This is a genomic window from Streptomyces sp. NPDC006923 (genome assembly GCF_040635655.1).
Classification (GTDB): Bacteria; Actinomycetota; Actinomycetes; order Streptomycetales; family Streptomycetaceae; genus Streptomyces.
On the sequence record NZ_JBEYIF010000031.1, the window covers coordinates 33,375 to 45,289 of the forward strand.

Here is an 11,915-nt window from a genome sequence, read left to right on the forward strand (position 1 = left end):
AAGGAGGTGGCTGTGAGTCTCGCGGACAGCCCCGCCGGACGCGGCCGGCGGACCTGGGCCCACGGGGGTGGACCAGGTCCCCTGCCGCCGCCGCTGCCGGAGCGCCGGTGAGCGCCCGGCGGCCGGGCGCGCCCGCGGGGTACGACCCCTCCGCCTTCGAGCCCTTCGCCGTCACCGTCGACCTCGCCGTCTTCACCGTCCGCGGGGGCCGGCTGCACGTCCTGCTCGTCGAACGCGGACAGGACCCCTACCTGGGCGCCTGGGCACTGCCCGGTGGCTTTGTGCTGCCGAGGGAATCCGCCGGGCAGGCGGCCCGCCGTGAACTCGCCGAGGAGACCGGCCTGTCGGAACGCACCGCCACCGCGCTCCATCTGGAACAGCTCAGGACCTACAGCGACCCGGACCGCGACCCCAGGATGCGGGTGGTGTCCGTGGCGTACACCGCGCTCGTACCGGATCTGCCGGAGCCGCGCGGCGGCGGGGACGCCGCCCGTGCGCGCTGGACGGAGTTCGGGGCGCGCGGACCGCTCGCCTTCGACCACGAGCGCATCCTCGTGGACGCCTGCGACCGCGTCGGTGCCAAGCTCGAATACACCTGTCTGGCCACGGCTTTCTGCCCCCCGGAGTTCACGCTCGGGGAGCTGCGCCAGGTGTACGAGACCGTCTGGGGCGTCGAGCTGGACCGCCCCAACTTCCGCCGCAAGGTCCTCGCCTCGCCCGGCTTCGTCGAGGCGGTCGAGGGGCCGCCCAGGCTGACGGGCGGGCGCGGGAAACCGGCCGCGCTGTACCGCGCCGGCCCCGCCACGACACTGCATCCCCCACTTCTGCGACCGGAAGGACGGACCGCATGATCACCACGAGGGCTCTCACCAAACAGGCCGCCACCGGCTCGCTGACCGGGCTCGCCCTGGGCGACGCCCTGGGCTTTCCGACGGAGTTCAACGATGTGCCGTCGATCCTCGCCAAGTGCGGCCCGTGGCGGGAGATGGCTCTGCCGGAGCCGGCGTTCGTCACGGACGACACCCAGATGACGCTCGCGTTCGCCCGGGGGATACGGACCGCGATGGACTCCGGCGTGCTCGGCCCGGCGGGTCTCGAACGCACGGTGCGGGACGAGTTCGTCGCCTGGTACCACTCCCCGGACAACAACCGCGCTCCCGGCCGCACCTGTCTGACGGCCTGCGCGCTCCTCGACGGCGACCGGCCCTGGCAGCAGGCCAGCCAGGTCGGCTCCAAGGGATGCGGGGCCAATATGCGGGTCGCGCCGATCGGGCTCGTCCCGGGGCTGAGCGGTGAACAGCGCGCGGGAGCCGCGCAGTTGCAGGCCGCTCTCACCCATGGCCATCCGACGGCGCTGGCCGCCTCCGACCTGACGGCGCGCGCGGTGTTCCTGCTGGCGCGGGGCGCCGAACCGCTCGGCCTGGTGGGCCAGTTGCGTTCGTACGCGTACGAGAACCGGAACCGCTACTACCACCGCTGGCTGGGCGACCTGTGGACACTCGGCCACGACCCGACGGCGGAGTCCTTCATCGCCCGGGGCTGGGACGAGTGCGTGGCGGCCCTCGAACGCGTACAGAGCGCCCTGCGCACGCCGTCCCCGGAGACCGACCCGTGCCTGGCGACGGGCGACGGCTGGATCGCCGAGGAGGCGTTCGCCACCGGGCTGCTCTGCTTTCTGCTCTTTCCCGAGGAGCCGGTCACGGCGCTGCGCAGAGCCGCCTGCACCAGGGGCGACTCGGACTCCATCGCCTGTCTGACGGGCGCGTTCGCCGGTGCGCACCTGGGCGCGGCGGCCTGGCCCAAGGAGTGGGCGGAGCGGATCGAGTACCGCAGCGATCTGCTGTCACTGGCGGCCCTCTGGGACGCCTGACCCGGGCCGGCGGCCGGTCACGTCAGGCAGGGACCCGGCCCGGTCCGTGCCCGAGCGCCGAGGCGCGGCGGGCACGGATCAGGAAGTCCTCCACGCGGGCGTGGTCGGGCTCGGCCGGGAGCGGGGAGCGCGCGACGGCGGCGTCGGCCTCGGCGACAAGGCGGTCCATCCGCCGTTCGACGCCGGACCAGGGAACCTCGCCGCGTTTCACCGCCAGCAGGGATTCCCGGTGCGTGCCGACGTCGATGACGAGCCGGCCCGTACGCAGCAGGTCCCGGCAGGAGAGGGCGAGGCGCAGCAGATGCATGGCGTGCTTCCAGTGCGATGCGCCGTGCTGCCGGACATCCGCCGCCAGCTTCTTGCGCCGGCTCTCGGCGTACCGGACGAAGGTCCGATGCGCCTGGCGGGACAGGAAGGCGTCGCGCAGCGCGACCAGTTCACGGCCCGTGTCGTCGACGTGCTCCACGAGCGGTGAGTGCAGGCACTCCAGGACGCCGGGATTGGCGCGCAGCGCCAGCGAGCAGAAGCGCTCCAGCTCCCACGAGAACTGCTCGGCCGCCGGTCCTTCGACATGCGTCGGCGGCTTCTCGAAGCGCCAGTACAGCGCGGTGGGAGCGAGATAGACACCACGGATGTCGGTGTCACTGTCCCGCGTGGCCAGCCCGAAGGCACGCGAACCCATCACACAGGAGTAGACGGTGTGGTCGCGGACGAGGGCATCGGGCGGAGTCATGCGCGAGAGGCTACGAGAAGGTGCCGGGCGCCGCGTACCGGTTTCCCGGCCGGGGCCCGCCGTGACGGCCGCGCCCCCGTCTCGCAGGACGGTCGCGGAAGCCTTTCTCCCGGTGGCTGACTACGCTGGCCGGAGCAGTCGATCACCGAGGAGAACGTCGTGGCGGTACGAGCGGTCCGTGGGGCCGTCCAACTGGAGCGGGACGAGTCCGCGCACATGGACGACCAGGTCAAGCAGCTCCTCACCGCGATCCTGGAGCGCAATGAGCTCACTCCTGACGATCTGATCAGTATCTGGTTCACGGCCACTCCCGATCTGCACAGTGATTTCCCGGCCGCCGCCGCGCGCGGGCTCGGTATCGTCGACGTGCCCCTGATCTGTGCCCAGGAACTGGACATCGCGGGTGCGCTGCCGCGGGTGGTCCGGATCCTTGCCCATGTCGAGTCCGACCTGCCCAAGTCCGCGATCGCGCACGTCTACCTCGGCGCCGCGGCCGCCCTCCGCAAGGACATCGCCCAGTGAGAAACGCCGTCGTCATAGGGTCGGGCCTGATCGGCACCTCGGCGGCCCTGGTGCTGTCGGGCCGGGGGGTCACCGTCCATCTCACCGACCACGACCCGGAGCGCGCCCGTACCGCCGCGGCGCTCGGCGCGGGGACGGACGGGCCGCCCGAGGGGCCGGTCGACCTGGCGATCGTCGCGGTGCCGCCCGCCCATGTCGCGGCCACGCTCGCCACGGCGATGCGGGACGGCGTGGCGCGCGGCTATCTGGACGTGGCCAGTGTCAAGGGCGGTCCCCGGTGCGAGCTGGAGGCACTGGGCCTCGATCTGACCTCCTACATCGGTACGCACCCCATGGCCGGGAAGGAACGCTCGGGGCCGCTGGCCGCGACCGCGGACCTCTTCGAGGGGCGCCCCTGGGTGCTGACACCGACCGCGGACACCGACACCGAGGTGCTGAACCTGGCCCTGGAGCTGGTCGCGCTGTGCCGCGCCGTGCCGGTGGTCATGGACGCGGACGCGCACGACCGGGCGGTCGCCCTGGTCTCGCACACCCCGCAGCTCGTCTCCTCGCTGGTCGCGGCCCGGCTGGAGGAGGCCGACGAGACGGCCGTGCGCCTCTGCGGCCAGGGCATCCGCGATGTCACCAGGATCGCGGCCTCCGACCCCGGCATGTGGGTCGACATCCTCTCCGCCAACCCGGGGCCGGTCGCCGATGTGCTGGCGGGCTTCGCCGCGGATCTCGGCGAGACGGTCGAGGCGCTGCGGGCGCTCCAGTCCTCGGACGAGGACAAGCGGCGCGGCGGCACGGCCGGTATCGAGGACGTCCTGCGGCGCGGCAACGCGGGCCGGGTGCGGGTGCCGGGCAAGCACGGCGCGGGGCCCGCGGTCTACGAGATCGTGTCGGTCCTGGTCAGCGACCAGCCGGGCGAGCTGGCGCGGATCTTCGCGGACGCCGGACGGGCCGGAGTCAATGTGGAGGACGTCCGGATCGAGCACGCGACCGGGCAGCAGGCGGGTCTGGTCCAGTTGATGGTGGAGCCGGCGGCGGCCCCGGCGCTCAGCGCGGCGCTGCGGGAACGCGGCTGGTCGCTCCGCCAGTAGCGGCCACCCGGCCGCCGGGGAGCGGATAGGGGCGGGCGTCCCGCCGAACGGGTGCATTCGCGGTCCTGAGTACTCGGTAACCTTGTGCGGGGGCGTACGGACGTCCCCGTCCATCCACCCCGAGAACCAGGAAGGTGTCCGCCCCCGTGGAAAACGGAGCAACCGCCGCCCGGACCGCTGTGATCGTCGCCATTGACGGGCCCTCCGGCACGGGCAAGTCGAGCACCTCCAGGGCCGTGGCCGCCCAGCTCGGACTCAGCTATCTGGACACCGGCGCGCAGTACCGTGCGATGACCTGGTGGATGATCAGCAACGGTGTGGACGTGCGGGACCCCGCGGCCGTCGCGACAGCGGCGGGCAAGCCCGTCCTGGTGTCGGGCACCGACCCGGCCGACCCGGCCATCACTGTCGACGGGGTGGACGCCGCGGGTCCGATCCGTACCCAGGAGGTCACCTCCGCGGTGAGCGCGGTCAGCGCCGTCCCCGAGGTGCGGGCCGTCATCACCGAGCTCCAGCGTTCCATCGCCTCGGCGGCGGCGTCGTCGAGGGGCATCGTGGTCGAGGGCCGCGACATCGGTACCACCGTCCTGCCGGACGCGGACGTCAAGATCTTCCTGACCGCCTCGCCGGAGGCGCGGGCCGCCCGTCGCAGCGGTGAGCTGAAGGGCACGGAGGCGGCCGATGTCGCCGCCACCCGGGAAGCGCTGATCAAGCGGGACGCGGCGGACTCCAGCCGGAAGACCTCGCCGCTGGCGAAGGCCGGCGACGCGGTCGAGGTGGACACCACGGACCTCACCCTGCGGCAGGTCATCGACCGTGTGGTGTCTCTCGTCGAGGAGAAGCGGGCCGGACGGTGAGCGCACCGTCCGCACGGGGCGCGGCGATCGGACGGGGCATCGGCATTGGGCTGATGCACGGGCTCTGGAAACCGCGGGTGCTGGGTGCCTGGCGGGTGCCGGCGAGCGGCCCCGTCATACTGGCCGTCAACCACTCGCACAACATCGACGGCCCGATGCTGATGGGCACCGCGCCCCGTCCGGTGCACTTTTTGATCAAGAAGGAAGCGTTCGTCGGCCCGCTCGACCCGTTCCTGCGGGGCATCGGGCAGCTCAAGGTGGACCGCAGGGCCGCGGACCGCGCGGCGGTCACCGACGCGCTCGGTGTTCTCGGCAACGGCGGGGTGCTGGGGATCTTCCCCGAGGGCAGCAGGGGCGAGGGCGACTTCGCCTCGCTGCGCGGCGGGCTGGCGTACTTCGCCGTACGCTCCGGCGCGCCGGTCGTGCCCGTGGCGGTGCTGGGAAGCCGTGAGAGCCGGGGACGGTTGATACCGGCGCTGCCCGCTCTGCGCGGCCGCGTGGACGTCGTCTTCGGCGATGCCTTCGAGGCGGGCGACAGCGGCGGGCGGCGCACCCGCAAGGCGATGGACGACGCCACCGTACGGATCCAGGAGCGGCTGACCGCCCACCTGGAAAACGCCAGGCGCCTCACTGGGCGCTAGGCAAGACTTGAGTAGTGCGCCGCGTGCCGCGGCGCACCGATCACGATGAACGAGGTACGGACTTCATGAACGACCAGATCGACTCCGGCGACGAGCACGGAGAGCTTGGCGACGCCGAGTACGCGGAGTTCATGGAGCTTGCCGCGCTGGAGGGCTTCGAGGCAGAGGAGGTGGAGGGCGCGATCGGTGAGGCCGGTCACGGCCCGCTGCCCGTCCTCGCCGTCGTCGGCCGTCCGAATGTCGGCAAGTCGACCCTTGTGAACCGGATCATCGGCCGCCGGGAGGCGGTCGTCGAGGACAAGCCGGGCGTCACCCGTGACCGGGTGACCTACGAGGCCGAGTGGGCGGGCCGCCGCTTCAAGGTCGTCGACACCGGCGGCTGGGAGCAGGACGTGCTGGGCATCGACGCCTCTGTCGCCGCCCAGGCCGAGTACGCGATCGAGGCCGCCGACGCGGTGGTCTTCGTCGTCGACTCCACGGTGGGCGCGACCGACACCGACGAGGCCGTGGTCAGGCTGTTGCGCAAGGCCGGCAAGCCCGTGGTGCTCTGCGCCAACAAGGTCGACGGACCGAGCGGCGAACCCGACGCGACGGCTCTCTGGTCGCTCGGACTCGGTGAGCCGCACCCGGTCTCCTCGCTGCACGGCAGAGGCACCGGCGACATGCTCGACGCGGTGCTCGAAGCCCTGCCCGAGGCCCCGGCCCAGACCTTCGGCACCGCCATCGGCGGCCCCCGCCGGATCGCGCTCATCGGGCGCCCCAATGTCGGCAAGTCGTCCCTGCTGAACAAGGTCGCGGGCGAGGAGCGCGTTGTCGTCAACGAGATCGCCGGCACCACCCGCGACCCGGTCGACGAGCTGATCGAGCTCGGCGGGACGGTGTGGAAGTTCGTCGACACCGCGGGCATCCGCCGCCGGGTCCACCTCCAGGAGGGCGCCGACTACTACGCGTCGCTGCGTACGGCCGCCGCCGTCGAGAAGGCCGAGGTCGCGGTCGTACTGATCGACACGAGCGAGTCCATCAGCGTCCAGGACCAGCGCATCATCACGATGGCGGTGGAGGCGGGCCGAGCCCTCGTTGTCGCGTACAACAAGTGGGACACCCTCGACGAGGAGCGGCGCTACTACCTGGAACGCGAGATCGAGACGGAGCTGGCCCAGATCGCCTGGGCGCCCCGGGTGAATGTCTCCGCGCGGACCGGCCGCCACATGGAGAAGCTGGTCCCGGCGATCGAGACGGCGCTGGCGGGCTGGGAGACCAGGGTGCCGACCGGCAGGCTCAACGCGTTCCTCGGTGAGCTGGTCGCGGCTCATCCGCATCCGATCCGGGGCGGCAAGCAGCCCCGGATCCTGTTCGGTACGCAGGCGGGTACGAAGCCGCCGCGCTTTGTGCTCTTCGCCTCGGGCTTCATCGAGCACGGCTACCGGCGTTTTGTCGAGCGCCGGCTGCGCGAGGAGTTCGGTTTCGAGGGCACCCCGATCCATATCTCCGTGCGGGTGCGCGAGAAGCGCGGCCGGAAGAAGTGACGCGTGAGGGCCGCATCCCCCCGGGGGGATGCGGCCCTCACGCGTCAGGAGGGAATGCCGTCAGGCGCCGCGCCGGGGGCCCGGGGGGAGAGCCGCGGGTGCGTGCCGCCCGGTGCGCTGGCGGCCCTCCCGCTGCCAGGACCCCGTGAACGAGGTGTGACCGAGCCCGCTGTGGCTGCCGGCGTATCCGAGCTGGGCGGCGTGCAGTCCGGTGCCGAAGGCCGTGAAGCCGAGATTCTCCTCGTTGCTCCGGTCGCCGGGCAGTGCTCTGAAGGACCGGCGGAACTCGGAGTACAGCGCGTCGTAGATCGGCGTCGTCGAATATCCGTCCGCTACGTCCTGCGCGGGGCGCATGGACGGGATCTGGCGCTGGTACGGCTGTCGGGAGGGGTCGTATGAGTGCACGTACGTGCCAACGACCCCGCCCTCCGTCGGATGCGGGCCAGACGCGGAAATTGCCGCCGACGGTGCGCGGGCCGTGCCCAGGACGGCCCGGGTGGCGTCGGTCATGTGCCGGCCAGCGGCATGGCCGCGGCGACCAGCATGCCATTGGCCGTGGCCTTGTCCAGGGCGTCGCGCAGCAGGTCCTCGCGGGGCTGCTGGCCGATGGCGCCGACCGGCGCGGCGAAGACCAGCACCGTGTGCGATCTGTTGGCCGCCGCCCGCCAGCCCTCCGTGACCTGGAGCGGCTGATGGGCCTGCCACCAGGCGACCGGGCTGCCGCCGCCGGTGCCCGGCTGGAGCACGGCGTGGAGCTGGCCCATCGCGAGCAGCACCGACCAGCCGTGCAGTGGAGCGGGCAGCCGGTTGAGATCGGCGACCGGCTGGAAACCCTGCTCGACGAGGAGCTGGAGGAACTCGTCGGTGGTGCCGCGCGAGCCGGGCCGGGTGATCGCGGCCGTCGGCTCGACGACCAGGGCCGGGTGCAGATTGCCCTCGATCAGCACCAGACCGCTGGTCACCCCGAGCACGGCCTGTCCCGCGCCGCCCGGGGCTGCGGGCTGCGGCTCGCTGCTGGTGATGCTCCGGACCGCGCCCTGGAGCTGGTCCTCGGCGACCTGCACGACCTGCGAGGGGATGCAGGTGGCATGGGCGAAGGCGAGAACGGCGGTCTCCTCGCCGACGAACAGCACGGTGCTGGTCCGCTCCTGTTCGGAGTCGCCGGGGGTCCGGCAGGAGGTGCAGTCGTAGCTGCCCGGGGAGTTCTCACCGGTGAGCAGCCGGTCGGCTTCTTCGTCGCCGATCTCGGCGCGTACGTCCTCGCTGACGTCGAGCATGCGCGGCACGGGTGGCTCCTCGAACTCAGTGCGTGGGCCGGGCTGTTCCCGGCTCGTAAAGAAGACAACGGGCGAGCCGTGGCCAGGGTCACGCGTGGAATGGCACAGAATCGAACCATCCGGCGAAATGGACGAGCCGTCGGACGGAACCCGTGCTTCCGCACCAATGCGTGCTGGACGACGGGAAGTTGACCCGGAACGGCGAATCGCGGGTCGGTACATTGACAGGTCGACAAATCGGGAACCAGTGAACCAATGGGGTGGCTGATTCCCGCTGGTCAGCGCGTCGGTCCGGGTGTCTTCGCTGCGCCGTCCGGGTGCCGGACCGCCCGGAAGTGCGTGGAGTCGGCACCATCCGGGTCATTTCTGCGTCTACCCGGTTGCCCGGACAGGGCCGGCAGGACAGGACCAGCCGGACGGACCACCGGCCGGACAGGAGCAGCGCGGGGCAGGACCGGCGCCCGGACGGGCCCGGCAGGCGGACAGGACAGGGGGAACCGGCACGGATGCACATCTCTTTTCTGCTGCACAACGCGTACGGCATCGGCGGGACGATCCGGACCACGTTCAACCTCGCCGGGACACTGGCCGAGCAGCACGACGTCGAGATCGTCTCCGTCTTCCGCCACCGTGAGGAGGCGGCCCTGGGTGCCCCCGTCGGCGTACGGCTGCGGCACCTCGTCGACCTGCGACGGGACGGCCCCGGCTACGAGGGCGACGACCCGGAGTACACCAGGCCCGCCCGGGTCTTCCCGCGAGGGGACGGACGGCACCGGCAGTACAGCCGGCTCACCGACGCCAGGATCGGCGCCCATCTGCGCTCCCTGGAGGCCGATGTGGTCATCGGCACCCGGGCGGGGCTCAATGTCCATATCGCTCTGCAGGCCCGGCGCGGCCAGGTCCGCGTCGCCCAGGAACACCTCTCCCTCGACAGCCACAGCGGCCGGCTCCGCCGCGAGATCGGCCACCGCTACCGGCTCCTCGACGCGGTCACCACGGTCACCGTGGCCGACGCACGCGCCTACCGCGCCCGGCTGCGGCTGCCCGGCGTACGGATCGGAGCGATTCCCAACAGCGTGCCCGCGCCCACCGTCGCGCCCGCCGACTCCACCGGAAAATGGGTCGTCGCCGCAGGCCGGCTCACCCGGGTCAAGCGGTACGACCTGCTGGTGCGGGCCTTCGCCCAGGTGGTGGCCGCCCGCCCGGACTGGCGGCTGCGGATCCACGGCGGCGGCGACTCGGCCGGCGACGAGAAGGCGGCGCTCCGGAGGCTCGTCGAGGAGGGCGGCCTGTACAACCATGTGTTCCTGATGGGGCCGGCCGCCCCGCTGGAGGCGGAGTGGGTCAAGGGATCGGTCGCCGCCGTCACCTCCAGCCGTGAGGCGTTCGGCATGACCATCGTGGAGGCGATGCGCTGCGGCGTCCCGGTCGTCGCCACCGACTGCCCGCACGGCCCCGGCGAGATCATCGAGAACGGCGTCGACGGCAGGCTGGTGCCGACGGGTGACGTCGACGCCATCGCCGGGGCGCTGCTCGGGCTGATCCAGGACGACGAACTGCGCGGGCGCACGGGACAGGCGGCGCTCGCCGCCTCGGCCCGCTTCGACCCGGCGCGCATCGCCGGGCGGCACGAGGCGCTCTTCACCGAGCTGGCGAGGAGTTCCCGGGCCACGCTGCGGAAGTCGCTGCGGAACTCGCTGCGGCGGGGCGGCAGCGCGGTACTGGGCGGCGCGTACGGCGTGCGCGACCGGGCCGCCGACGTGATCCGGAAGGGCAGGACCGCATGACCGGACCCACCGGAAAGCGAGTGCCGCACGCCGTGCACACCGCCGACTGCATCGCCGACTCGGCGGGCGGGATCACCTTCGACATCAGCGGGGCAGCCCGGCCCGGCGCGCTGCTCGTGCTGCGCCGGCGCGGCGGCCGGCCGGGTGAGGCCGCCGACGAGGTCCGGCTGCCGCTGACCGGGTCCGGCGGGTCCCGGCTGCGCGCCGCGCTGCCCAGCACGGTCGATCTGGCCGAGGGGCACTGGGACGTCCGCACGGGCGTCACCGGCGACCAGCCGGTACGGCCCGGGGTCCGGGACGTACGGGCCCTGATCGACCGGGTCCCGGAATCCGGCCGGGTCTTCGCCCGGATCCCGTATCCCACCCCGGACGGCCGTCTCGCGGTCCGCTCCTGGGTGCGCGCGCCGCACGCCGAGGCCGGGACGGTCCGCTGCGACCAGGACACGGCGACGGTCGAGGGCGTGCTGTACGGCTCCGAGCTGGGCGAGGGCGCCGAGGCCGAGGCACGGCTGCGCGGCGGTGACCGTACGCACCGGGTCGCCGTCACCGGCCGTGGCGGGACCTTCGCCTTCACACTGCCGTACGGTCCGCTCGCCGCCGAGCCGGTCGAGAAGCGCCAGTGGTGGGATCTCTGGCTGCGTCCCGCGCGGGACGCGGCCGGGATACGGATCTCCCGGATCCTCGACGACGTCTGGGACAAGCGGGCGATCCATGTCTACCCCGGTCACCGGGCGGACGGCTGGCTGGCGGCGCCCGGCTACACGGGTGACAACGACTTCTGCGTACGGCTGGACCCGGCCCCGGCAGCCTCCCCGGCGCGCTGAACGCGGGACCGGGACCGTGCCCGGCCGGGTGTGCGGGCCCGCGCCTGCACCGCCGTTCCGGGCCTCGCCCGAAGAGGTGGCCGGGGCCGGGTCACCGTCCGCCGGGGCCCCGGCGGCGATCGAGGGCGCCCGGCCTGCGGAGCGCGTACGGAGCGTCCGGATATGGCGCGAATCAAACGTGTCGCCGGACGTCGGATTGTGCGGGGGATTCGTGAATTCTGTGCACTTCTTGAATTGGCCGGGAACGCCGGCGTCATGGTCCGGCAAAGGCGAATTCAGGACGAGTAAAAATCGCGCGATATTCAGGAACGGCGAATTACTCCGGAGTGGTGTATGAAGCGCCCGTTGGAGTGAAGCCGTCCCCTCCGAAGCGCGTTGTGATCTTGTGACACAGGTGTGACCGGTGACAGACAGGAACCGTCCCGGCGGGGGCCCGCCCGGCTTCCGTCACGCTCTCCCGGCGCCTACGGTGAGTGGTATGTCACCGACACCGACCCCTCCCGTACCCCCCTCCGACGACCCCGCGGCCTATGTCGGCCTCGACGCCGGGAGAGCGGAGCGCCTGGCCCGAGAGCGCGGCTGGAGCACGGTCCGGGGGCTGCCGCCCGGCTCCATCATCACCATGGAGTATGTGGCGGACCGGCTGAACTTCGAGGTCGACAACGGGCGGGTCGTGCGCTGCTGGCACGGCTGAGCCGTCCCTCGGCCCGGGCGGGCACCCTCGAACAGGACACGGCCGATCTGTTCGTACGGACCCTCTCACTCGGCCGGCTCACCGCACAGCACGTCATGACGC

13 protein-coding genes are annotated in these 11,915 nt (G+C 72.4%); 10 read left to right on the top strand and 3 right to left on the bottom strand.

The genetic code is table 11. The features are described 5' to 3' along the window. Positions 1–107 precede the first annotated feature (107 nt). Together ABZ707_RS32000 and ABZ707_RS32005 are read left to right on the top strand one after the other, a co-directional pair. Positions 108–851: an NUDIX domain-containing protein gene (locus tag ABZ707_RS32000; protein WP_360181937.1), complete on the top strand. Its 744-nt coding sequence runs from the start codon at positions 108–110 to the stop codon at positions 849–851. Continuing rightward, a complete protein-coding gene (locus tag ABZ707_RS32005; RefSeq protein WP_360181940.1) occupies positions 848–1,870 on the top strand; it encodes an ADP-ribosylglycohydrolase family protein in 1,023 nt (340 codons plus the stop codon). The genes ABZ707_RS32000 and ABZ707_RS32005 overlap by 4 nt, the downstream gene beginning before the upstream one ends. 22 nt (positions 1,871–1,892) lie before the next feature. Here the strand turns inward: ABZ707_RS32005 and ABZ707_RS32010 are convergent, their stop codons facing one another. Then, on the bottom strand, positions 1,893–2,603 hold the full coding sequence (locus ABZ707_RS32010) for a nucleotidyltransferase domain-containing protein (RefSeq protein ID WP_360181943.1): 711 nt from the start codon (positions 2,601–2,603) through the stop codon (positions 1,893–1,895). 159 nt (positions 2,604–2,762) lie between these two features. Here ABZ707_RS32010 and aroH point away from each other — a divergent pair, with 159 nt between their 5' ends. The 5 genes from aroH (at position 2,763) to der (ending at position 7,231) form a co-directional block, all read left to right on the top strand. After that, positions 2,763–3,125, top strand: coding sequence for a chorismate mutase (gene aroH / locus ABZ707_RS32015; RefSeq protein WP_319679416.1), 363 nt, complete (start codon positions 2,763–2,765; stop codon positions 3,123–3,125). Further along, positions 3,122–4,207, top strand: coding sequence for a prephenate dehydrogenase (locus ABZ707_RS32020; protein ID WP_360181946.1), 1,086 nt, complete (start codon positions 3,122–3,124; stop codon positions 4,205–4,207). Before aroH ends, ABZ707_RS32020 begins: the two co-directional genes overlap by 4 nt. 146 nt (positions 4,208–4,353) lie before the next feature. Further along, the gene (gene cmk / locus ABZ707_RS32025) at positions 4,354–5,064 is read left to right on the top strand and encodes a (d)CMP kinase (protein WP_360181949.1); all 711 of its coding nucleotides are present in this window, start codon (positions 4,354–4,356) and stop codon (positions 5,062–5,064) included. 53 nt (positions 5,065–5,117) lie between these two features. Continuing rightward, positions 5,118–5,705 (top strand): lysophospholipid acyltransferase family protein, encoded by a 588-nt coding sequence (locus ABZ707_RS32030; RefSeq protein WP_360181976.1) that lies wholly within the window; start codon positions 5,118–5,120, stop codon positions 5,703–5,705. Positions 5,706–5,770: 65 nt separating this feature from the next. Beyond that, positions 5,771–7,231: a ribosome biogenesis GTPase Der gene (gene der, locus ABZ707_RS32035; protein WP_360181952.1), complete on the top strand. Its 1,461-nt coding sequence runs from the start codon at positions 5,771–5,773 to the stop codon at positions 7,229–7,231. A gap of 60 nt (positions 7,232–7,291) precedes the next feature. Here der and ABZ707_RS32040 read toward each other — a convergent pair whose 3' ends face one another. Together ABZ707_RS32040 and ABZ707_RS32045 are read right to left on the bottom strand one after the other, a co-directional pair. Then, positions 7,292–7,585 carry a hypothetical protein gene (locus ABZ707_RS32040; protein WP_360181955.1) on the bottom strand — a complete coding sequence of 98 codons (294 nt, stop codon included), beginning with the start codon at positions 7,583–7,585 and terminating at the stop codon, positions 7,292–7,294. 152 nt (positions 7,586–7,737) lie between these two features. Further along, positions 7,738–8,517, bottom strand: a complete 780-nt coding sequence (locus ABZ707_RS32045; protein WP_360181958.1) for a hypothetical protein — start codon at positions 8,515–8,517, stop codon at positions 7,738–7,740. A 497-nt stretch (positions 8,518–9,014) separates the two neighbouring features. Between ABZ707_RS32045 and ABZ707_RS32050 the strand changes: the two genes are divergently transcribed. The 3 genes from ABZ707_RS32050 to ABZ707_RS32060 all read left to right on the top strand — a co-directional run bounded on the left by ABZ707_RS32050 (position 9,015) and on the right by ABZ707_RS32060 (position 11,813). Further along, complete coding sequence (locus tag ABZ707_RS32050; protein WP_360181961.1) at positions 9,015–10,295, top strand: glycosyltransferase family 4 protein; 1,281 nt, start codon at positions 9,015–9,017, stop codon at positions 10,293–10,295. Next, positions 10,292–11,119, top strand: a complete 828-nt coding sequence (locus tag ABZ707_RS32055; protein WP_360181964.1) for a hypothetical protein — start codon at positions 10,292–10,294, stop codon at positions 11,117–11,119. Before ABZ707_RS32050 ends, ABZ707_RS32055 begins: the two co-directional genes overlap by 4 nt. Positions 11,120–11,597: 478 nt before the next feature. Continuing rightward, a complete protein-coding gene (locus tag ABZ707_RS32060) occupies positions 11,598–11,813 on the top strand; it encodes an I78 family peptidase inhibitor (protein WP_360181967.1) in 216 nt (71 codons plus the stop codon). Positions 11,814–11,915 lie beyond the last annotated feature (102 nt).